The organism is Gynuella sunshinyii YC6258, assembly GCF_000940805.1.
Classification (GTDB): Bacteria; Pseudomonadota; Gammaproteobacteria; order Pseudomonadales; family Natronospirillaceae; genus Gynuella; species Gynuella sunshinyii.
Map to the genome: position 1 here is coordinate 5,592,714 of NZ_CP007142.1, position 24,577 is coordinate 5,617,290.

Sequence of the window (24,577 nt, forward strand, 5' to 3'; positions counted from 1 at the left end):
CTTTGATTATAAATTCTGCTTATCCATTGAGGGCTCGGCTGCCTGAATACGATCATTCTGTCGCAACCAGACCAGGTGGGCATCGTAAAAATCATTGCCTGACGAACCATGTTGTAAGGCTTTTTTATAAATGGTGGCAACAAAAATATCGGCAATCGTAAAACCCTTGCCAATGGCAAACGGAGAATCCTTGCAGAGTTTCTGTTTCAGCTTCGCAAGACATCCGGATATCCATTGTCCCCGCAGCTCGCGCTTTGCCTGTTCCGACAGATCCGGATTAAATGCTCTGAGTACAGTACGGTTCTGAGGTGAATGAATGCTGGAATTGACGTATTCGCAAATCTCGCGAACCGCTGCCCGCTCGAAAACGGAATGGCCAAGCAGGCTTTGTTGGGGAAACAGCTCTTCAATGCACTCAATGATGGCCATGGACTCTGAAATCATATGGCCTTCCACCCCCAGACACGGTACATATCCGAATGGATTGATGTGCAGATAGGAGGAGACCAGCTCTTCATTGTTCACTTCGATCCGCTGATAAGGAATCGCCTTATAATTCAAAACCCACTCAACCCGCTCTGAACTGTTCGAGCCGATGGAGCTGTATAGCTTGAGCTCCATACTCCCCCCTTTGGTTAAATCACATATCATAACAGCAACCAACAGAGTCTGAACTCTGGCGCCAAATGGAACTGAATTGGCGTACTCTGTTAATTCTTCACGCCTGGGCTTTTCTTATGCTTGCTTCTGTGATCATCGGCCGATGACCAATCATTTTTCATTTCTGGAGAGTCTACATGAATAACCTGATCCGAGAAGCAAGCCATATTCCCACCAATAAAACAGTGCAAACCATTTCCATCAGCCCGGTGATTCTGACAACTCCTGACCGTGACATTCCACTTGAATTACGCATCACGGCTCCGGCAACCGGTGAAGATCTGCCCATCATCCTGTTGTCGCACGGTCATGGTCCGTCGCTTTATATTTGTTCCAAAGACGGTTATGGTCCGTTGGCTAACTTCCTTGCAGAACACGGCTTCGTGGTGATTCAGCCAACACATGTCAATTCAAAGGTGGCCGGGCTTGATGCCAGCGCACCAGGAGGTCCGTTATTCTGGCGTTCACGAGTGCAGGATATGAAGATTATTCTGGACCGGCTCGATGAAATTGAAACGTTGGTACCCCCTGTTGCCGGTCGCCTGGATCGGGAGAAAATCGCCGCCGTTGGCCATTCCATGGGAGGACAGACGGTGAGCGTGTTAATGGGTGCAAAAATGCTGGACCCTAAGGACAAAAGCGAGACCTATGTGAGCATGGCCGAACCACGGATCAAAGCTGGCGTATTACTGGCAGCCCCCGGCAATGGCGGAGACAGTTATACCGAATTTGCGGTGCAGAACTACGCGGCACCATCGGCTGACTTTGCTGATATGACCACCCCGGCACTGGTGGTTGCAGGTGACAGTGATGTGAACCCGATGCTGACCCACCGGGGGGCGGAATGGCATATGGATCCTTTTTATGAAGCGCCCGGCAGTCAGGCTTTATTGACCCTGATCGGGGCCAAACATGGTCTGGGCGGTATTGCTGGTTATGATGCCAAAGAAACAGATGATGAAGATCCTGAACGTCTGGCCATCGTCCAGCGCATGACCTGGGCTTATCTGCGCTCTGCGTTGTTCAGTGACGATCCTGCCTGGCCCCGGGCGTGCGATGCCTTAAAAGCGTTTGCCGCTTCACACGGACAGGTTACGTTTAAATAAATACCCGCACGACCTGCAGCAACACGATCACAGGAGTTTGATAAATTGAACAGTTTGGCGATAGACAAAGGTCGTTTTCCACCAACCCTGTGGCGGGCCTTTGAAAAAACCGGGCTGGAACCACCGGCAATTCTGCGCACAGCGGGATTGCCCGTAACGGCTCACCTTGATACCAGGGTAACATTTACCACCGAACAGATGTTTGCCATCTGGAAAGCGGTGGAATCTCTGGCTGATGATCCATCACTGGCTTTGAGTCTGATAGCTTCGGCCAATCAGACCGGTTACCAGCCGGCGTTTATCGCCGCTCTGTATGCGTCAGATTTTCGCGATGCCATTCACCGGATAGAACGGTTCAAACGTATGGGGGCCTGTGAACATTTCCGGATGGTGGAACAGGACAATGAATACACCATCATCAAGGAATGGCCCCATGCCAGAGAACCCGAACCGGCAACGTCTATTGATTTGTCGTTTGCGTTTTTGATGGAACTGGGACGACAGGGAACCCGACAGCATCTGACACCGATCCGCATTGAATATGATCGTGTGGCAGATCGCAACGAGGCGTTAGAACGCTATTTTGGCTGCCCGATCATATTTGCCGCATCCCGCAATGCCATCACTTTCAAACGCAGTGATCTGGCCATTCCATTTCCCGGATACAGCCCTGAGTTTCTGGCGCTGATTACCCCGAACCTGGCCAGTGCATTTGCAGAAATCGAAGCCGAAAGCAGTACCTGCGAACGGGTCAAAGTGATTCTGAAACGGGCTCTGGCCAGCGGCCGGCCTGAAGTAAGCGTGATTGCCCGGGAACTCGGCATGAGTGAGCGCACACTGCAAAGACGGATTACCGATGAAGCGACCACGTTCAGAACCTTACTGACTGAAGCACGGCGCGAACTGGGGCAGCAAATGTTGAGTGATCCTGACATCGATGTCAGCGAAGTGGCTTATATGCTGGGCTATCAGGACACCACGTCATTCTATCGGGCATTTAAAGACTGGGAAGGCATCTCCCCGGGTGAATGGCGGGCATTGAATGTGATAGAACCCACCCGGCATCATTGACCCTGAGTGGATGCCCCTGCATCCGCCAGATTGCCGAAATACTCTGGCGATGAGGACCAAAACAAAAGCCCTCTTCGCTACACGACATTCCACCAGATCGTTATCGATTACACTCGATATCCATAGGGTGCCAGCGCGTCACGAACAACTTCAGCATCAACGAAGTCTCTGCGCACATGGTCAATAATTGCCTGCACGCCGTCTTCCGCCGAGGCCATTTCATCGTAATGCAGATCATCCTGTGTCAGCATGATGTAGCCGTTGTCGCGATGACTGTAGACCAGTTTCACATCGTCACCGTATTGCTCTTTGAGTTCACGTTCAACACCGACAAGATCCATATAGGCTTCCACTCGCCGGAGGTATTCCGGGTCTTTGCTGTCGACATCCATTTCCAGGTAAGTACTCCAGTCATTGGCCAGAGTATACATGTTGACATCCATCTCCATTGGCACGCCTTCTGGCTTGGTAACCGCCTCAGAGCTGATCACTTCCATACCCGGCGTAACGTTGCCATCCTGAGCAAACTGACGGGCCAGCTCAAGAAAATCAGCCGATTGGTCCGCATCCATGGTTCTCAGCAACGACCGGCCGCTGACATTGTCCAGTGCGTGGTTACCGACGATGACATTGACACCCTTAATGTTTTCGATCAGCGGGCCAGACTCATCCGTCGCGGCATTAATGTCAGTTTCAACATTGGATGCCTGCACAGCAGCCGCTCCGGTCACGACCTGCACCGATTGCAACGCATTGTTCAAGGCATCCGCGAAGACATCAGACTGACCGGCTTGTTTGGGGTCGCTCTCGTTTAAAGACTGGCGCTGGTGAAGTTCAGAGGTTTTATCTTCACGCTCTTTTGTGGGTGGCAGTTGCTGGGCATACGTGCTGAGATAAAAAGATGACCCCAACCCTGAAATACTCATATTCTGTTCTCCTGCATAAACCGTTAAATGACGGGCGTTATGGCCGGAACGGCGGTAAATACCGGCCGCTTGAGGGGCACAGATATTCCGCTTACACATCGTTGTACCGGGCGATCGTCCGCGTCAGGCATTGTGATAACAGCATCAGAGCCGGATCAGCAAAATACGTGCGAGGTTTGTGGTCCTGCGTCTTGAATGCGGCGACATTAACTAACCGCTAAGAGACTATGGGTAACCGGAACCAGAAAACACTGCCCGCACCAAGCCCGTCGCTATTGACACCGATCTCACCGTTTTGGGCATCGACCAGGCTTTTACAGATCGCCAGACCAAGTCCGTTGCTTGAGCTTTCTGTCGCCCGGGCCTCGCTGACGCGAAAGGCACGCTCAAACACCAGGTTCTGATTTTCAGGAGCAATACCGATACCCGTGTCTTTGACCTGGCATTCGATATAACCGTCCTGTTGGGCGTTCAGCATAACCTCGATGCGACCGTTCTCCGGGGTAAACGTAATGGCATTACGCAGAATGTTTTGCAGGATTTGTTCAACCCTCGCACCATCGGCCAGAACAGGCGGTAATGATTCTTCGCAGAGACAGGAGAGCATCTGTGATCTGGCCTGAGCCGTTGCCTGAAAATCCCGCACAACAGATTGCACGATCGTCACAAAGTCGGTCGCTTGCAGATTCAGTTGCAGATCACCTGCATCACTTTTGGCAAGTACCATGATATCGGTGACCAGTTTCGACAGATTCCCCATCTGATGCTGCATGGACTGATAGCGTTCCGACGTGGGTGCCATCATGCCGTCGTTTAATGCTTCAAGGTAACCGCTGACGATTTGAATCGGGGTGCGCAAATCGTGTGCGAGGTCGGCTGTCATCTGCTGCTTTTGCCGGTTGGAGGCCGCCAGCCGGGCTTCGGTATCTTTCAGCTGGGTAATCTCAGACAGCAACAGGCTGTAACCATAGGTGGTTGCCCCATCACTCAGAGGATTCAGCTGAACCTGAAAACAAACGTGACCCGATGCGTGTGCGGTCCACCATTCACGTCGGTCAAGCTCAGCCCAGTTGCTGACGCCGGTAATGTCTTCAATAGGTTTGCCAATGTCGGCTTCGAGATTCAATTGAAAAAACGTGGTCGCCGCCGTATTGGCGTCCAGCAGTAACTGGTTCTGGTCAAATACCAGCACAGGGGAGGCAAGATCATGAACGATCTGATCGTAGGCCACGGGCATCAGCCGAAATGCGCCGTAACGGAACAGGGCAACGGCATAGGCAATGAGTGTGAACAGCATCAGAAAGATCACCTGATCCGCGCCACGAATAATCACCACACCGGCGAAATCCGACAGAATCTGGAAACCCAGCGGTAAAAATCCGCCAATCGCAAACCAGTAAGCCTGCTTACGATAAATTGCCGGAGCACGCCGCACATAGCTCAGGTACATCACCGTGCTGGCGAGAATGGTAATGTACATTCCAGCAGCATAAATACCGAACCACCAGTTCTTATCTGTGTTCAGATCATATCCCTGCGGATTCAGATAAGTGCGAACCCAATACCAGTGATGCCAATGATTGGTAAACACCACAACTATTGTTGAAATCCCCCAGATCCATAACGGCACGGTCAACCACCGCTTTTTTAAATAGTGACCGCGACGTGTGGCCGACAACGCCAGCAGCAGGCCCAGCACCGGGGCGGTGGCACTGCCCAGATATTTGATGCTGGTCCAGAACAGCTTGGCCGATGCCGAAAGGCTGGCCAGCTCAAGCACAGATGTCAGCTGCCAGATGGCAATCGCGGCAGCGTACCAGGCAAACAGACGGGCCGTCATGCTGTTACGGATGCGAAAACCATAAACCATTAATGTCAAAGAAATGAGAAACGCCATCAAAAAAGGCAATATAATCGGATGAAAGCTAAGCTCGAATGACATGGAAATTTACCGGCATAACAAAAAACGGACGGTTCAGTGTAACGAAATTACGGGTGAATAAAACGCATGGCACATACAATTCTGTTGGTTGAAGATGAGCGTGATATCGCAGAGGTCACGCTGGTGTATCTGCAGGCACAGGGTTATGAAACCCAATGGCTTAATGAAGGTCTGGGCGTCGTGGACTGGGTCCAGTCCCATTCACCCAGTCTGGTGATACTGGATTTAATGCTGCCCGGCAAAGATGGTCTGACGATCTGCCAGGAAATCCGCCAGTTCAGTGATGTGCCCATTATTATGACCACTGCCAAAGTGCAGGAAATTGACCGTTTACTGGGACTGGATGCCGGCGCCGACGATTATGTCTGCAAGCCGTTCAGCACCAAGGAACTGATCGCCCGGGTCAATGCCGCCATTCGTCGCCTGGACCGTCGTGTTATTCAGACCGCACCGGCATTACAGCTGATTGAAGGCAGTTATGCGGTGGTATACCAGAACACCAGAGTCGACCTGACCCAGATTGAATTCAATTTATTCCGGCTTTTATATTCCCATCCCGGACGTATCTATGCCCGTGCGCAGATTCTCGATCTGGTTTATCAGGACTTTCGTGATGTCAGTGACCGTACCATCGACTCGCATATTCGTAACCTGCGTAAAAAACTCACCCAGCTTAATTTGCCGAGTGAGCCGATCCGATCTGTTTATGGAGCAGGTTACGTGTATGAAGCGCTCTAGCGCCCCGATCAGTCAAATGACAACTGACGCAACAGCAGACCATTGTCCTCAGTCGCGACCATAAACAACCGACCCCAGGGGTCGATGGCCAGCGCTGCATAGTAATCTGCGAAGAGATCGCTTTGGAAACGCTCCCGGTAGAGATTGCCTTGTGCATCCCATTCGGTCAGCCAGTTCTGCGCCGGATTGGTGACCTCGTTGTAATAGAAGCCAACGCCGATCAAGGTACCGTCAGTCGTGAGCTGCATATCCGTAACACCCGTCCAGCCGCCGTTATTGGCATAGACAGTCGTACTCTGGTGAACCCCATCCTGATTGTAACGAACGAGAACCATCCCATCGCTTGCATTCAGGGCGGTGCCGTTCAGTTCGGCGCCGGCTGGTGCATTATAAAATTCAAACGCCGCCAGAACGTCACCCTGCTCATTGGTCTGGATCGCGAGCGAAGACAGGGTAATGTCATTGTGACCAAAGCGGTTTATCCAACTCAGGTTGCCGTCCGCATCAAATTTCACCACCACCCCATTTGGAACCGCGGTCGTTCCATCCCAGATCGGTTCGCTACCCAGTAATGATTTCGCGCTGGAAATATCCAGATAAATTGATCCTGCGTTATCCAGAACCATATCCCACATTAAGTAGTCGCTCGGGGATTGGCTGACCGTGTCAAACTGTTTTACCCAGGCTCGTTGGCCGCCTGAGGTGTATTTCATGAGAAATAAATGACCGCTTTGCACCCCATCGATGGAGCCTTGCGTCTGGCCATAAAGATACACCTCTCCACTGTCAGCCACGCGCATTTCGACGGCATCCAGCCATACCGATGCGTCATCGGCAGTAATGATCCAAGGGGATCCACTGAGCATTTCGCCATCGGTATCCAGCTGATAAACCCGGGTCTGATCGCTCACTCCACGGATCAGTACCGTCAGTACGTCGCGATTGGAGACGTGAATATCAAAACCGGCCGAATGGTAACCGGGGTCGATTAATTTGCTCCAGAGCAGCTCGCCAGTCGGTGAAAATTTCTGCACCACCCCCTGCTCGCTGTATGCCGTCGATAATCCGGCAAACTCATCGGCACCGAGTACCTGACCCACGACAAATACATTACCTGAAGAATCTATTGTCAGACCCCAGCCTTTGACAGTACCGGTATTGGCCAGCTGAATCGCCGGATCGGTCCAGCCTTGTGTTTGAAATTGCCATTCAGCGCTTGCAAAGTGATCGCCATTTGCCAGAGCAACGCCATCGGCAACGGTGATGCGGTAGCTCATTTCAGGCTCCCAGCCGGGCTCAGGTATAAATGTGGCACTGAGACCATCTGTAGCAAGGGTTAATTCACCGTCGATGTCAGGTGTCACAACGATGTAATCCCGCAGGTTGACCCCTGTGGGTAATGGCGATGAAAACTCCAGCTCAATAGCCGTATCAGGCTTAACGTCGGTTGCTACTGTTGCTCTGACCTGAATGATGATGCCATCGTCAGTGCTGACATCCTGGGGCTGACAGGCACTGAACAACATTAATGTAACAAAGCACAGACTGAGTAGTCGCATATCTACCTCTTTTATGAATGGACAACTGCCATACAGTAGAAACCGGAAATGTGCAGAGAGTATGCAGAACAGCAACAGGGAGCATTTTCCTGCTCCCTGAGTTGGCACGGGAGTTATTCCGGTTTAAGGCATGAGCGGTATCGCAACATGAATAAGCTGATGATCAGCAGCAGCCACCACTCATCCCCGGCACCGGCCTGAGTGGTATCTGAGCCATTGTCGCTGTCACTGTCGCCATCAGTATTGCTGTTGCCGCCCGAAGATGCAGGTAAGGTATCATCCAGAGGAAAGGCATCCTCTGTATCAACGATACCGTCGTTATCATCATCCGTATCTGCGTTATTTCCGATGCCGTCGTGGTCAGTATCCAGTGATTCTGCGGCATTGAATGGAAAAGCATCTGCTGTATCCATCACACCATCGTTATCATCATCGGTATCGGTGCTGTCCGGAATCAAATCACCATCGAAATCTTCCGGCTGACTGCTGGCATTCAATGAATCGGAGCCTTCAGTGTTTTCTACGGTGTCGCTGTAACCATCGCCGTCATCATCGGTGTCGGCGTTATTGCCGATGCCATCGTTGTCGGTATCCTGTGATTCTGTTGCGTTAAATGGGAATGCGTCATTGATGTCTACAGTACCGTCGTTATCGTCATCGGTATCAGTGCTGTCCGGAATCAAGTCGCCATCGAAATCATTTGGCTTGCGGGTGCTGTCCAGAGAATCTGAACCTTCGCGGGCTTCAACAGTGTCGCTGTAACCATCGTTATCATCATCCGTATCAGCATTATTGCCGATGCCGTCGCCATCGGTATCCAGTGATTCTGTTGCGTTAAATGGGAATGCGTCATTGATGTCTACAGTACCGTCGTTATCGTCATCGGTATCAGTGCTGTCCGGAATCAAGTCGCCATCGAAATCACCTGGTGTGCTGGTGCTGTCCAGAGGATCTGAGCTTTCGCTGTTTTCGATGCTGTCGCTGTAGCCATCGCCGTCATCATCCGTATCAGCATTATTGCCGATGCCGTCGTTATCGGTATCCATCGATTCTGCGGCATCGAACGGGAAGGCATCTTCCGTATCAATCACACCGTCGTTATCGTCATCAGTATCGCTACTATCCGGAATCAAATCACCGTCATAGTCGACAGGTGTACTGGTGCTATCCAAAGAATCGGAACCTTCACTGGTTTCGAGTTCATCACTGTAGCCATCGCCATCATCATCCGTATCAGCATTATTGCCGATGCCGTCGTTATCGGTATCCAGCGATTCTGTTGCGTTAAATGGGAAGGCATCTTCCGTATCAATCACACCGTCGTTATCGTCATCAGTATCGCTACTATCCGGAATCAAATCACCGTCATAGTCGACAGGTGTACTGGTGCTATCCAAAGAATCGGAACCTTCACTGGTTTCGAGTTCATCACTGTAGCCATCGCCATCATCATCCGTATCAGCATTATTGCCGATGCCGTCGTTATCGGTATCCTGTGATTCTGCGGCATCGAACGGGAAGGCATCTTCCGTATCAATCACACCGTCGTTATCGTCATCAGTATCGCTACTATCCGGAATCAAATCACCGTCATAGTCGACAGGTGTACTGGTGCTATCCAAAGAATCGGAACCTTCACTGGCTTCGAGTTCATCACTGTAGCCATCGCCATCATCATCCGTATCAGCGTTATTGCCGATGCCATCGTTATCGGTATCCAGCGATTCTGTTGCGTTAAATGGGAAAGCATCTTCCGTATCAATCACACCGTCGTTATCGTCATCAGTATCGCTACTATCTGGAATCAGATCGCCATCAAAATCACCTGGTGTGCTGGTGCTGTCCAGAGGATCTGAGCTTTCGCTGATTTCGATGCTGTCGCTGTAGCCATCTCCGTCATCGTCGGTATCGGCGTTGTTACCGATGCCGTCGCTATCGGTATCGACGGACTCCGCCGCGTCCAGCGGGAAGGCATCGTCAGCATCCAATACATCATCGTTGTCGTCATCGATATCGGCGTTATTGCCAATACCATCACCGTCGGTATCGATCGATTCAGATGCATCCAGCGGGAAAGCGTCTGCAGCATCCAACACACCATCGCCATCATCGTCCGGGTCGCAGGCATCGCCCTGCAGGTCGCCGTCGGTGTCGGTCTGGTCGGTGTTGCTGACCGCAGGACAGTTATCAACGCTGTCGGCAATGCCATCGCTGTCACTGTCGACAGGTTCGATCAGGGTCACGGTCGCGGAATCCAGCGTACCCACGTGGGCAAGACTTGACGAGTACAGAACGACTTCAAAGGTCTCGTTCGGGTCACCCAAACCATCGTCGGTGGTCGCGATTGTCGCGCAGGTCTTGCTGCCACTCTCGCCGTCAGACCACTCCACATAATCTTCAATATCACGGTAGTCGTTATGGCCATGAGCGGTGACTCCTGTGGAGGCACAACCGACACCCACCACCCCGACAGTGCCGCCGCTGCGGATGACAGTGACCGTCAGGCTGTCACCCTCGTTCACGTTATAGCTCGCCGCACTCAGGCTCAACACGCCTGCGTTGGAGCTGGCGTCGTTGGCTGCGCTGCCCGCGTTGTACTCCTCCAGGTTGGTGAACCCGTCGCTGTCGGCGTCGTCCGAGGCGTCACCCGCATTCAACGGGTCGAGGCCGTAGCTGTTTTCGTAGCTGTCGCTCATGCCATCGCCGTCATCATCAAGGTCGGCGTTGTTGCCGGTACCATCGCTGTCGGTATCCACCGACTCAGAAGCGTCCAGCGGGAAGGCGTCTGCCGTATCCAACACGCCATCGTTGTCATCATCGGTGTCAGCGTTATTACCAATGTCATCGCCGTCGGTATCAACGGATTCAGAGGCATCGTAAGGGAAAGCATCAGCACTATCGACTACGCCGTCGTTATCATCATCGGTATCGGCATTATCGCCGGTGCCATCGCTATCGGTATCAACACTTTCACTGGCATCATTGGGAAAAGCATCGCGATTATCGCCAACGCCATCACCATCGGTATCGGTGGTTTCACTGCCATCGGTCGGAAAGGCATCAGTATTATCACCGACCCCATCACCGTCGCTATCCGCCCATTCACTGGCATCGCCGGGGAAGGCATCGCCATTGTCACCAACGCCATCACCATCAGTGTCGGCGGTTTCTGAGGCGTCGTCGGGAAACGCATCATCCACATCGTTAACACCATCGCCATCGAAGTCGCCGCCGTAAACATATTCGATGGCGCCCGCATCGATACGCGGATAAATCGGGCCGCCGAGTTCTTCGGGGTTATCCGGGTTGTACGGCCCTTGCTTGCGGTCATTGCCGAGCAGGTCGCGCTCGCCCGTCGGACCTTCGTAATCAATCCGTCCGGCTTCGATGTTGGCACTGCCGGGAATCGGCCGGTAATCACCATTGTCTGGGTCGGCTAACGCGACATAGCCACTGGACGTCACACCGCATTCGCTGCCTTCCACCCAATTGGATATTTGTTGGGTCCAGGTGGCGACCTGACACACTGTCGAGCCGCTGGGACCCTTCAACAGCAGGGAGCTGACGAGCTGGGCGGTGCCATCACCAACCACGGTCATGGCACCACTTTCACTGTTGTACAGGGTACTGGATTGCAGCGCGAGGTGACCATCAACAGTGATCAACGCGGCTTCATCGCCGCTGACATTCGCGATTAAGGTGCTGTTGGTGTACAGCTGATAATTTTCACCGCTGATCACCGGGGCGGTCATGTTTTCAATCAGCACCCGATCGAGCACCACGTAGGAGATGGAGTGCATTTGAATGGCGCTGCCCGCCTGCAGTGACGCTAAGTCATCATTGCCCGTCGTGGTTTCATCGACAGTTCCCAGACCATTACGCAGCGTTAGGCCGACTAGTTGTGGGAACTGGCTTTTGAGCATCCGATCGGGCAGTGCGACAGTAAAAATAGCCGTCTTATTTTGGCCATCCAGCACCACGGTTTTATCACCGTCAATATTCATGCCTTTGGCTATCACTAACGGCGATTCCAGCATGATCGTCATCGGGCCGCTGAAGTTGATGATGTTCAGATCGGCTCCCGGTTCACTGGCACATAAATCGATGAGTGCCTGGCGCAAGGTACCCGGACCACTGTCGGCATCGCTGGTGACGGTGATTTGGCTGGCGGTACACGCCTGATAAGGGTTGTCGTCGATACGTGCCCAGCCAAGTACCACGTCATTTTCATCAACCAAAGTTTGAAGTTCATTGGTGCCATCAATTTGGTAGAAGAAATCGACTACGCCATCATTGTCGCGATCTTCGTCATCAATATCGGCTATACCATCGCCGTCAAAATCCGGTAAATCGCCATATACGGTCGGCGCGGGGTCAACGCCATCCACGGTGCCATCGCCATCGGTATCAGCAATGAGCGGGTCGGCACCGGCAGTCACTTCATCGGCGTCACTTAATCCGTCGTTGTCATCATCGGTATCCGCGTTATTACCGATGCCATCGTGGTCTGTGTCCAGATGTTCACTGGCATCTTTGGGGAAGCGATCTTCCCAATCGGCATAACCATCGTTATCGTCATCGATATCCCAATCATCGGAAATACCATCACCGTCGGTATCCAACTGCATTTTTATGCCGATTGAGCAGGCTTTTTCACCCGACACATTATGGCTGTGTGGCGTGACACAAAAACGAATCTCGGTACCCGGCGCAACATCTTTCTGAAAAGTAATCTCATTTTCACCGGCATAATCCACCCAACTGTCGGCCTGTGAATATTGCCATTGGTACAGACTCTGATACTCCAAACCGTCGTAGACGTTAGTGTTGGGGGCAATATAGGTGTATTGGCCAATCAGGCCAGACCCGGCAATGGGCTCGTCATATTCCGGTTTTATTTTGACATCGGTGGCAAAAGGATACTGGCCCACTTCAATCCATTGACCGCAGCGCTGGCTATTGCGGAACGTCATACACAGGGTAACGAAGGCATTGGCATCATCAGCGGTGGCCTGATAACCGAACACATCACTTGCTACGACAACAGCATCGCTTGCCTGCCCCGTCGCCGAGCGTAGCCAGACAAAATCCGTTGCATCGATAGAGTAAGGAATATTGGCAAACATGTAGTCGCCAACACGCATGCTCTGGCCGACCTTATCGACCAGGGGGCGGGTGGTCTCTGGGCGATACCAGGGTGGGTTGTTCAGTATGCGATCTGCCAACATGGTGGGTACTTTAATATCAAGACCCCAAGCTTCATTGTAATCACCCGTATCCAGCAAAGGCACAGGCCCATCACAGGTGCCGCAATAATATTCACTGGCGCCGGCTTCAACGTTGATACCAAAAAACTGCCAGGTTTCGGCATAGCTTTCCAGCAACCCTTTGGTTTCGTTATAACTTGAAGACTTCGGCGACAGCGGCGTGCGCATGGTGGAACCTTCCAGATTCAGATAATCCAGCGTTTGCTTGGCCGCCCAATCTTCTGGTGTCAGTCGCTCATAAAAGTTCACCGTATCTCGGCGATTGTAGTCCTGCGCCGACAGTAGAAACGCGGCGCTGCTTGAAGCTGGATGGGTGTTGCCGGAAAAGCTGGAACGGGTATCGAACCAATTCATACTGGCGGTCCAACCGATAGGCTTGTCTTCAATAATGGTATTGCCCGGTGCGTAATCGACACAGGCGGTGTTCATGCTGTCGAACACACAGGTGTTGTAGTGATACGTCGCGAACCAGTGCCACAGGTCGTCGTCACCAATAATGACCTCATTCCAGCCGCGATCGGCAACAAAATTGGGGAACATCCTGGCCAGAGTGCCGATGATCGGTTTGTTCTCAGAGTCCGTGTACGGGTTCGTCATTTCCGGCGCAATCACCGGCCCCCAATCCCATTCCTTTTCAGAATAAAAGGTGCGCTCCATTTCCAGCGGATCGAAATTGGCATCCATATAGGGCAAGCGTGGTGTGTTAAATACACCCCGGCTCATCGCATCCACCGGCATCGATAAATAGGCACAAAAATTTTGCACATCATCATCTTCAGCGCAGGCTACGCGGTTTAATAAGGGTGTTGCAGCGGCACTATGTGGGAAAAACTGAAAATTGCTTTGCGGCACTGTTAAATAGCTGCCACCACGAATATTGGTGTTGGTATCTTTCACCAGGTTAAAGGTATTGGCTATGCTGCTGATATTTCCCAGCACCATAAAGCCTACACGCCCGGCGTAAACGGTACCGCCGTTGGCGTCTTCAATGCTTTGGTTCTGCATCATGCGCAAACCGATACGGTCGAAGTCACCCATGCCGCTGGTCACGGTGGCGCCCTGATAGACGCTCATATCCAACAGGTTGCGGAACTGGGTACCGTTGTGGAACAACATCGGCCGCTGCAGCTGGGCGATGGTCACAGCATTGGTAAAGCTGGCCCCAAGGGCAATGGTCTGGCCGGCGAAACCGGTATCGCGCAGTTCCGCACTGGAAATCAGCAACATGCGGCCATCGGCCAACCGGTGCCAGCCTTCTTCGGCGATGAAATAGTGAAGCTTTGCACCGGCCAGATCGGCCGTGACCCCGTCCGCCAGGCGGATATCAAACAGGAACTGATTGCCGCTGGTGATCGGCGCGGTGGGTACAACGCTGACGCCGCTGGCGAGATTCGGGGCTTCAAAGGCCACAAACACCACCGGGCGGCTGAAGATACGGTCGGTCCAGACATCATCAATCACGTTGCCCGCACCGATGGTCAGCGTACCGGTTTCTGCCGGAAACCCGAGCAAGGCTGGAGCGCCGTCGAAACGGATATAGTAACCACCGACATTACTCAGGCTTGAATTGTCGTTGGTTGAAAACCGCCATTGGCCGTTGCCATCGCTGCTGATAAAACCTGATGTGGCCGGGTTGTTTACCTGAGTGAATATGGCCGTTTCGGGGCTCAGCGTGAGGTCGTTAACAATTGCATCGCTACTGTTCAGCGTACCGAGATAACCGGCATCAACGGTGGCTGCTTGCGCATTGCCGATGGCTAGAGCGGCAATAAAGCTGGCAATTGAAAGCAGTGAGTGAAATTGGTTCATTAACCCAGGCCTCTGAGTGGAGTTCTTATAGGGCGAAGTAAAACCGGGGAATGTGCAGAGAATATGCAGAACCTATTTTTCGTTTGAAATTGCAGTTATTACTTGAAAGCGCGTTTTGGTTTAAAAAACACAAAGGGGCATTTGCCCCTTTTTTGTTGAGAAATAACTTACGCGGTTTTGCGTCGTCGGGTAGCAATCAGGCCTGCGCATAGCAATAAACTCAGTAATCCAAAGCTACCGCCTTTGGGTTGATTGTCGCCATTGTTGTCTATGCTCGAATTGCTTTGCGTTGATTGGCTGTCGTCCAGCGGAAATGCGTCGTCGTCATCGCTGATGCCATCGTTATCGTCGTCGGTATCCGCGTCGTTACCAATGCCGTCGCCATCGGTATCGGTGCTTTCGCTCGCATCGAGTGGGAAGGCGTCTTCGCTGTCGTTTATGCCATCGTTGTCGTCATCACTGTCAGCGTTGTTGCCAATGCCGTCACCGTCGGTATCGACCGATTCGGCAGCATTGAACGGCAGGGCATCGTTCAGATCGAGCACCCCGTCGTTGTCGTCATCGTTATCGCTGGTGTCCGGAATCAGGTCGCCATCGAAGTCAGTAGGAATGCTGCTGTTATCGAGCGGGTCGGAACCTTCGCTCTGTTCAATACTGTCGCTGTAGCCGTCACCGTCGTCGTCACTATCGGTGTTGTTGCCGAGGCCATCGCCATCGGTATCGACCGATTCGGCGGCATTGAACGGGAACGCATCATTGGTATCGAGCACACCGTCGTTGTCGTCATCGTTATCGCTGGTGTCCGGAATCAGGTCGCCATCGAAGTCAGTAGGAATGCTGCTGTTATCGAGCGGGTCGGAACCTTCAGTGCTTTCGATGTTGTCGCTGTAGCCGTCACCGTCGTCATCGCTGTCGGTGTTGTTGCCGAGGCCATCGCCGTCGGTATCGACCGACTCGGCAGCATTGAACGGCAGGGCATCGTTCAGATCGAGCACCCCGTCGTTGTCGTCATCGTTATCGCTGGTGTCCGGAATCAGGTCGCCATCGAAGTCAGTAGGAATGCTGCTGTTATCGAGCGGGTCGGAACCTTCAGTGCTTTCGATGTTGTCGCTGTAGCCGTCACCGTCGTCGTCACTATCGGCGTTGTTGCCGAGGCCGTCGTTGTCGCTGTCAAACGTTTCACTGGCGTCGAACGGGAATGCGTCGGCGAGGTCGTTGACGCCGTCGTTGTCATCGTCGACGTCGGTGCTGTCCGGAATGAAATCGCCATCGAAATCAGCAGGAGTGCTGTTCGCATCGAGCGGGTCGGTGCCTTCGTTAGTTTCAACGGAATCGCTGTAACCGTCGTTGTCGTCATCGGTATCCGCGTTGTTGCCAATTAAGTCACCGTCGGTATCGAGCCATTCCGATGCATTCAACGGGAAGGCATCCACGTCGTCGTTTACGCCGTCGTTGTCGTCATCAACGTCGGTTGAGTTCGGAATCAGATCGCCATCGAAGTCGGTAGGAATGCTGCCGTCGTCGAGCGGGTCGGAACCTTCGCTTTGTTCAACCGTGTCACTGTAACCGTCGCCGTCGTCATCGGTATCGGTGTTGTTGCCGATGTTATCGCCGTCGGTGTCGAGCCATTCGGTGTCGTCATTAATGAACGCATCGCTGTTGTCGCCATATCCGTCGCCATCCGTGTCGGTGGTCTCTAAAGCGTTATCAGGGAAGTCATCGTTTACGTCGGGCGTGCCGTCGCTGTCGAAGTCGCCATAAAAATCGTATTCAATCGCGCCGATGTCAACTTGCGGGTAAATCGGGCCACCCAGTTCTTCTGGGTTATCGGGGTTGTACTCGCCCATTAATCGATCATTGCCCACTAAATCTTTTAACACGGAATCCAGTTCGCCGGTGATGCCAGCCTCGATGTTGGCGCTGCCGGGTATCGGTCGGTAATCACCGTTATCCGGGTCTGCGAGGGCGACAAAGCCCGTGGAGGTGATGCCACATTCACTGCCTTCGACCCAGCTGGCGTTTCGCTGATCCCAGGTATCCACCTGACACACTGTCGAGCCATTCGGGCCGATTAACAACAGACTGTTCAGCAACTGCGCTTTGCCACTTCCTTCGATGGTCAGCGCACCGCCTTCACTGTTGTAAATAGTGGATGAAAACACATTCAATTGTCCGTCCTTGGTGAGCAGTGCGGCGTTTGCACCGGTCACGTTGGCGATCATGCTGTTGTCGATATAGGCCTTATAGTCATTGCCGCCGATAGCCGGTGCGGTACTGTTGTCTATCAGGGTGCGGTCAAGGTTCAGGTACGAGGCAGATACCATGTTAATAGCACCGGCGGTGTCGTCGTTATCGCTTGCGCCATTGATCAATTTCAGGCCGATCAGATTCGGGAACTGCGTACCGGCCAGGCCGTCTGCAATAGCGACATCGAACAGGCGGTGCTGGTTCTGACCGTTGATGATCACTTCACGGTTACCGTCGATGGCCATGCCCTTGCCGATGATCAGCGGACTGTCCAGTGTAATGGTCATCGGGCCGTTAAAGGTGATGGTGTTAAGGTCACCGGCCGGGTCGCTGGCGCACAGGTCGGTTAAGGCCTGGCGCAAGGTGCCCGGGCCGCTGTCGGCGTTGCTGGTCACGGTGATGGCATCGGCGGTACAGGCGCTGTATGGGTCATCATCGTAACGCCAAGTGTAAAGTACCACGTCGGTGTCGCTCACGCTGGTCTGTAAACCGGACTGGCCTTCGACCTGATAATAAAAATCGAGCACGCCGTCGTTATCGCGGTCGGCGTCATCAATATCGGCAATGCCGTCGTCGTCAAAATCGGGCAGGTCGCCATAAACCGTCGGGCGCGGGTCATCGCCATCGAGTGTGCCATCGCCATCGCTGTCGGTGACCAGCGGATCGGAACCGGCGGTGGCTTCGTCGGCATCGCTGAGGCCATCGTTGTCGTCATCGGTATCGGCGTTGTTGCCGATGCCGTCATGGTCGCTGTCGAGCCATTCCGTGCGGTCGTACGGGAATGCATCTTCCCAGTCTTCACGCAGATCACCGTCATCGTCGCGATCCCATTCGTCCGGAATGCCATCGGTATCGAAATCGGCTTGCAAAACGACGCTGGCTGAACAGGCGCGCGGTCCTTGGTCACCATTCAACGACCTCGGAGTGACACAGAAACGCAGTTCGGTGCCGCCGGGAAGGCTGTCGTACAAACCTTCTTCGTTGGCGGTTGCACCCGTCAGGTCGGTCCACTGGCCGTTGTTGCGCGTTTGCCACTGATACAGGCTGTGACTTTCCAGCTCATAGGTGCCGGTATCGGCGGCGAGGTAGGTGTAATAACCAATGACGGCATGGCCGGCCACCGGCGTGTCGATACCCGGTTCCGGTTTGATAATCACATCCACCGCGGTTGGCAGCAGGCCGGCTTTAAACCATTCGCCACAACGTTCTATGTCCAGATAGGTCATGCACATCGTGACGTACTGGTGACCGTCATCGACCGTGACCTGGTAACCAAGCACGTCGGTAGCGATGGTCGTGGCAGTGTCTATATTTTTAGAATCGGACCGAACCCAGCGAACGTTGCTGACGTTGAGCCCCCACGGCACATTGGCAAACAGGTAGTCGCCGGTGCGTAACTGTTGTGTCACCTTGTCGACCATCGGCACAACGTACAGTTGTGCGTTCTCCTTGGCCCACCAACGGGCGTTATAGTCCTGATAGCTTTCACCACTTTGACGGCTGATGTTGCGCGGCGGAACGGCGAAGGCTATAAATGACCGGCTGGTGGTTTTCCATTCGCCGGTATCGATCAGGCCGCCAGTAGGACCATCACAGGTGCCGCAATAATACTCAGTACCCGAAGCGTTCAAAATAGTGGTGTGCAATTGCCATGGTTGGGCACCGGTAGCGAACTTATTCAAAAAATCCCAGGCGTCGTTATGAAATAAATGACGACCCGTCCATTCACGGGAAGGCGGCAAAGAATCGCGGTATAAATAGTTGGCTGCTTCTGCGGCGGCTGAGGCGGGTGGTGTGACAAATTCCATGATATCCACATAACTGCGCTGGAGCTCGTCGCGACTGGAGAACAAATCCTGTTCGAGATTGGTTGTCGGATGTTCACCCCAGTGTGACTGGTGCTGCGGCATCCAGTTGTCGTATTTAGTCGAACCTTCCCACTGGATTTCGCTGCCGGAAATGATTCCAGCGCCGGGTTCGTAGTCGGTACAAGCGCCATTAAAACCATTATCGGTGCAGGTGTTGTAGTGGTAGTTGGCAAACCAATGCCAGTGGGAATCGCCGTAGAACCAGTCCTCATCCCAGCCACGATCGGCGACAAAGTTAAAATGCAATTGCGCTAAGGTACCTTCGACGGCGGCACCGCTGCTGTCCACCGTTGGGGCCAGCAAGTCGGCTTCCACCAGTTGATCCCAATCCCAGTTTTCGTGTTCGGAATAAAAGGTACGTTGCATCACCAGCGGGTCGAGGTTGGCATCCAGGTAAGGCAACCGAGGCGTAACAAAAGTGCCACGGCTGAACATGTCGACCGGCATGGAAAGGTAATCACAGTAATTCTGAATGTCATCGTCTTCGGCGCAGGCCACTTTGTTCATCAAGGGCGAAGCGGCGGCACTGTGCGGGAAATTTTCAAAGTGGTCGGAAGGTACCGTCAGGTAGCTGCCGCCGCGAATGTTGGTGTTGGTATCGTGCACGTAGAAAAAATCTTTACGCATATCGGTCATCGTACCCAACACCATAAAGCCTACACGGCCACCGTAGACGGTGGTTGGATTGGCGTCTTCAACCGTTTGCTGTTGCATCAGGCGCAGCCCGATGCTGTCGAAATCGCCTTTTCCAGCGGTAACGGTCGCGCCCTGATACACCTCAATGGTGGTCAGCGGCCGGAAGCCAAAACTGTTTTTAAACAACATAGGGCGCTGCAACTGGGCGATGGTGATTGCATTGGTGAAGCTGGCGCCGAGTTCAATGGTTTGACCGGTAAAACCGGAGTCTTTGACTTCGGCGGTGGAAACTAACAACACGCGACCGTCTGCCAGCCGGTGCCAACCTTCTTCTGCCACCATGTAATGCACTTTGGCGCCTTCCAGATCAGCGGTAACACCATCGGCGAGGCGAACATCAAACAGGAATTGATTGCCGGTGTTGATCGGTGCAGTAGGTACGATGCTGACGCCAGCGGTTAATGATGGGTCTTCAAGGGAAACAAACACCACCGGGCGGGCGAAGACACGGTCAGTCCAAAGATCTTCGATCACATTACCGGCACCGATGGTCAACGTACCGCTGACGGCCGGAATTCCCAATAAGGCAGGGTTACCATTAAAGACGATTGCCTGGCTGGAGACAGCAGACAACGTTGAACCATCGTCGGCGAGAAAGCGCCAGTCTCCACCATTTTCCGTCGCAAACCCGGGTTGAGTCGGATCAACGGCACCGATAAATACAAATGTGTCATCATCGTTAGCGGTGAAAGCCGTTTGTGCATTGCTGTACAGCGCCAAACCATTTACGCCCTGAACGGTGGCAGCCTGAGCCAGACCAGCGGTGAGCGCAGAGACCATCAGCAAATGAATAACCTGGCGAATCATCAAATCAATCCTGTGTCAGTTTTTCCTGCTATCGATTAAAAACACAGAATATGCAGAGAATATGCAGAACAGGATTAAGACAGTGACCGGGTTTGTGATGATTGTTTTCTGTTGGATTGCAGTTTTTTTATCTGCCACTCATTAGCAAACTGGCGTTTGAGCGCTTGTACCGATCAAGCAGCTGTGATGAACACATCGTATTCATTATTTCTGTCCCAGTCGTAATTGAACCCCTCCGGACAAGTTGCTTTTGCAAGCAAGGTAACTATAATCCCCGCAAACCAAATTTGAGATCACCATGTTTTTATTACGTTCGAAGCACAGCAGCGCGAATATCCGGACACTCGGGATGACCTGTCATACACAGGAAAATCACCCGTGTATCCCGCTCGCCTGCTAGTCGAACAAACTGGTGGGCATTTTGCCTTCCAGTTGTTGGTTTAAGTTTCTCAGACACACAAAACCCGGAAGGCTCTTCACCTTTCGGGTTTTTTTTCGCCCGAAATTTGTGAACAAACCGGTTCGGGTTGCCATAGCTTTACTGATTAAAGGTTTAAAAACTGTTTTTCAGAGCATCCAAACCATTCGATTTCAATAGATACAAGAGGATATCACTATTAAATTCAGCAGAGGCTCAGGGAACCTCTGAAAAACGAACTATTTTTGCGCAGGACATTGTCAGCCCCAGTCTCACATCCTCATTTACTCCAGTAAACTGCGGTGTTGCGAGTGGTGCTTCCTCGCCTGCATCAAAACTATTCCTATTTTTCAGAGGCCCCTTAGATTAATTTTTTATAGATGAATAATGCTATTTGACCGGTAGGGAAATTTTGAGATTTGATCAATTTTTCTCCGATAACCCACGTCTGAAATATTGCAAAAAAGAGCGATAGAGTTTGATCCATCTGAGCAAAATGGATCGTTTTCCATCCTATATAACCAAAGGCTATTTCGCTGAAAAATAACCCAAACACAATACTTGCACACACCCAAAACCAATCGTATTGTTTAAAAAGATTCACAACACAACGAAACAAAATTTTTAACCTATAACCAATGAGTTGCTTTATGAAAAACCATGTAACACATACCGCCGTTCCGGCTAACTGCCATAAAACGGCAAATAAGAGACAACCGCTGAACAGGGAAAATCTCTTATGTTTACCATGTAGTCATCATAACAACTTAATTTAATCAGCTTTTCTGACTGGAAGGCTGATGCCTTCCGGTTCTCTTCCCAAGACCCCGGTTGGCAACAATCGGGGTTTTTTATTACCCCGAAAAAAGTCATTACCGTAAGAAATATTTTTGGGCGTGCAGGCGAGAATGGAGCACCACTACCTAAAACGATTGTGTAGAGGTAGCCGGGTAATACCGGAAGCAATTGAAATATTCTGTCATGCATGGTTGAGGATGCAGGCTCGATGCTCTACTGCGGGTGTCAGCTGGCGCGCGTTATCCAAATGACCGAGTGGCTGGGAGTAATGCCTCAGTTATTGCTTTACGCGGGTTCGAATCCCGCCACGTCCACCAGTTTGATTTGCCCGGGTTCAGGCCTGTGCCAATAGAAAATGTACGAGTGGCAGAATGATGATGCGCGGAGCTGCAACCTCCGTTTATGCCGGTTTGAATCCGGCCTCGTACTCCAGACCACTTACAAGCCTGGTCCATATTTCAGCCAGACAGGTGAACAATAAACGAACATGAAAGAAATAATGAAGAGTCAGCATCAGTAACTGTTTATCTGGGTGTAGCTCAGTTTGCGCAGAGTACCGGATTTGGACACCGGAGGCCGCAGGTTCGAATCCTGCCACCCAGACCAATTAACCAGGCAATAACGCCGACCGATTATGGTGACTGTAGCATAGTGGTTAATGCTCCTGATTGTGAGTCAGGCAGACGAGAGTTCGAATCTCTTCAGTCACCCCAAATATGTTTAGCAAGGAGAGATCTACGATGCGGGTTGCCATTACCAGACGCGGAAATTATCACGCCGATGTTTATTGTGAGGATACCCATTCCGCCAAAAGAGTACTGAAAGAAAACAGCATATCTGTTTTAGCAATTGATTTTTACCTGAATGGTCGTGGGGACGGTAAAAGCATTCTCGAATGGGCCAGAACCAAGGCACTGCTGCCACAGTTTGTGGTGATAACTGAAACTGATCGCAGCAAGCGGGCATTACTGACTGCGGAGTTAAGCAAAGCGGGTTATGCCTCAAGCGACAATACTAATTTTATCAGAACAAAATGTCAGGCCTGATTTTTAACAATCAACGGTTCTCAAGTTGTCACCTGAGAGCGTTTGAAATCAGCAGACTTTGTTTCAGAACGAATGCAGCACGGATGCTGCATTCAAAAAGACAGGGATGTGCGTACTGCACTATAAACGTTTATCAACCCGGCCACTGTCAGCCGGGTTGATGATGCCCACAGAGTTATTGTGCCTGTTGCAGTTTTTCCAGCATCCGGGCAATGCCTTTATCATAAGCGCTGTGTTCGCGTAATGACTTGGCCTGACGGAAATTATCCAACGCTTCCTGCCAGCGACCACTGGCTTCATAGATACGGGCAATATTGTAATAGCTGCTGGCCTGGACCCGGTTTTTGGTATCACCACTGGCCAGTTCAATCGCTTTCCGGTTGGCCCACAATGCTTCGGCGGTACGATCCAGTTTTTGATAGGTCAATCCCAGGTTGCTGTAAGCCTGACCGTAACTTGGATACAGGTTGATGGCATCCTGAAATGCATACATGGCATCTTCCAGTTTCTGTTCGTGGTACAGACTTTCACCTTTGGTATTGATGCGTTTGGCTTCCTGTTTGATGGCCGGGGTGATCAGGGAATGATCTTCAAAGGAAGCGGCTTCGATCAGGCTGGCCATATGCTGAGCCATTCCCTGACGGCTCAGGCTCAGGTATTGGTTGATGTCATGGAAGGCACCGTTTTCATCGATACCAAATACAATCCAACTGGTTGCTGTCGTATCCTGTTTGACGTTGTAGGTCCGAATCAGGGTTTGTCCGACATACACTTCCACCCGGGCATGGCTGAAGCTCATTGCGGTTGAATCTTTTGCGTTTCCAGATCCGTGGGTGTAATCGTGCACTGCGTACACATAGCGCTGACCACTGTGCTTCTGCTCGATGGTAATGGTTTCCGGGCCGTAGCTGTCGGTGTCATCCACATCCAGGTTGGCATCATTGCCACGTTTGTTTTCATAGAACACATGATTGCCCGGATAACTCAAATGAGAATCAAGATCTTCCGGACTGCGACCCCAGGTCAACACAACGCGAAGGCCATCCAGATTCTGCATCACCGGTGACAGGGCGTAAGTAAAATTATCACAGGGACAACGCACCACCAGCGTTGAGTAGCCGGATTTGTTGATGATCATGGTGGTGTCACCATCATCTGACAGGTTCGCCGGCATACTGGCCACACCACTGGCATTGGTTACCGCCTGCTGCGAGCTTTCGCCGGTGCGCTGCCAGATAATCTGGGCATTATCGATGCTCTGATCTTTGACCACGGCACTCAGAACTTTGATATCACCGGCCTGGGCCTGGAAGGAACATAAAGCAGAGAATAAAACGGGAAGAGAAAACAATATTTTACGCATTCAGATAGATTTCCTATATCCATTGACTAACTGTACGACTACGCAAAGGTGAAGCGTTCGTCCATTCGAACGGCGAGTTTAAAAGCAAATATCGGCTATCGCCAGCACTCGATAGCGAGCAGATTACAAAAACCGGTAAAGCAATCATCTATGAGGCTTATGAAGTTCTGTATAGAGTGGCAACAGCTCCGGCAATGACCGTATTTGCAATCTATGACGGCGCTTCAGCAGTTATCATCAACCCACCAGCAATTTT

The 24,577-nt window shown here is 52.0% G+C and carries 11 protein-coding genes and 3 tRNA genes; 7 read left to right on the plus strand and 7 right to left on the minus strand.

All coding sequences use genetic code 11. From position 1 onward, the window contains the following. Positions 1-6: 6 nt before the first annotated feature. A complete protein-coding gene (locus tag YC6258_RS23315) occupies positions 7-621 on the minus strand; it encodes a glutathione S-transferase family protein (RefSeq protein ID WP_044619017.1) in 615 nt (204 codons plus the stop codon). Between the two features lie 176 nt (positions 622-797). Here YC6258_RS23315 and YC6258_RS23320 point away from each other — a divergent pair, with 176 nt between their 5' ends. Beyond that, the gene (locus YC6258_RS23320; RefSeq protein WP_044619018.1) at positions 798-1,766 is read left to right on the plus strand and encodes an alpha/beta hydrolase family protein; all 969 of its coding nucleotides are present in this window, start codon (positions 798-800) and stop codon (positions 1,764-1,766) included. Between the two features lie 45 nt (positions 1,767-1,811). Then, complete coding sequence (locus YC6258_RS23325; RefSeq protein ID WP_052830532.1) at positions 1,812-2,837, plus strand: AraC family transcriptional regulator; 1,026 nt, start codon at positions 1,812-1,814, stop codon at positions 2,835-2,837. 107 nt (positions 2,838-2,944) lie between these two features. Here YC6258_RS23325 and YC6258_RS23330 read toward each other — a convergent pair whose 3' ends face one another. Beyond that, entirely contained in the window at positions 2,945-3,763 is an 819-nt protein-coding gene (locus tag YC6258_RS23330; protein WP_144407730.1) for a hypothetical protein, read from the minus strand. A 217-nt stretch (positions 3,764-3,980) separates the two neighbouring features. Further along, positions 3,981-5,705: a histidine kinase N-terminal 7TM domain-containing protein gene (locus YC6258_RS27680; protein WP_052830533.1), complete on the minus strand. Its 1,725-nt coding sequence runs from the start codon at positions 5,703-5,705 to the stop codon at positions 3,981-3,983. A gap of 66 nt (positions 5,706-5,771) precedes the next feature. Between YC6258_RS27680 and YC6258_RS23340 the strand changes: the two genes are divergently transcribed. Next, on the plus strand, positions 5,772-6,443 hold the full coding sequence (locus YC6258_RS23340) for a response regulator (RefSeq protein ID WP_044619020.1): 672 nt from the start codon (positions 5,772-5,774) through the stop codon (positions 6,441-6,443). 8 nt (positions 6,444-6,451) lie between these two features. Here YC6258_RS23340 and YC6258_RS23345 read toward each other — a convergent pair whose 3' ends face one another. The 3 genes from YC6258_RS23345 to YC6258_RS23355 all read right to left on the minus strand — a co-directional run bounded on the left by YC6258_RS23345 (position 6,452) and on the right by YC6258_RS23355 (position 20,696). Beyond that, a complete protein-coding gene (locus tag YC6258_RS23345) occupies positions 6,452-8,002 on the minus strand; it encodes an Ig-like domain-containing domain (RefSeq protein WP_044619021.1) in 1,551 nt (516 codons plus the stop codon). A gap of 113 nt (positions 8,003-8,115) precedes the next feature. Further along, positions 8,116-15,078 carry a thrombospondin type 3 repeat-containing protein gene (locus YC6258_RS30740; RefSeq protein ID WP_052830534.1) on the minus strand — a complete coding sequence of 2,321 codons (6,963 nt, stop codon included), beginning with the start codon at positions 15,076-15,078 and terminating at the stop codon, positions 8,116-8,118. Between the two features lie 167 nt (positions 15,079-15,245). Beyond that, complete coding sequence (locus tag YC6258_RS23355; protein WP_044619022.1) at positions 15,246-20,696, minus strand: hypothetical protein; 5,451 nt, start codon at positions 20,694-20,696, stop codon at positions 15,246-15,248. Between the two features lie 1,573 nt (positions 20,697-22,269). On the opposite strand from YC6258_RS23355, the gene YC6258_RS30420 reads away from it, so the two are divergent. The 4 genes from YC6258_RS30420 to YC6258_RS23375 all read left to right on the plus strand — a co-directional run bounded on the left by YC6258_RS30420 (position 22,270) and on the right by YC6258_RS23375 (position 22,958). Continuing rightward, positions 22,270-22,344 (plus strand) — tRNA-Cys (locus YC6258_RS30420). Between the two features lie 96 nt (positions 22,345-22,440). Further along, positions 22,441-22,518 (plus strand) — tRNA-Pro (locus tag YC6258_RS23365). A gap of 31 nt (positions 22,519-22,549) precedes the next feature. Further along, positions 22,550-22,625, plus strand: a tRNA-His gene (locus YC6258_RS23370). A 27-nt stretch (positions 22,626-22,652) separates the two neighbouring features. Beyond that, positions 22,653-22,958: a response regulator gene (locus YC6258_RS23375; protein WP_044619024.1), complete on the plus strand. Its 306-nt coding sequence runs from the start codon at positions 22,653-22,655 to the stop codon at positions 22,956-22,958. A gap of 175 nt (positions 22,959-23,133) precedes the next feature. On the opposite strand, the gene YC6258_RS23380 is transcribed toward YC6258_RS23375, so the two are convergent. After that, entirely contained in the window at positions 23,134-24,321 is a 1,188-nt protein-coding gene (locus YC6258_RS23380; protein WP_044619025.1) for a tetratricopeptide repeat protein, read from the minus strand. Positions 24,322-24,577: the final 256 nt, after the last annotated feature.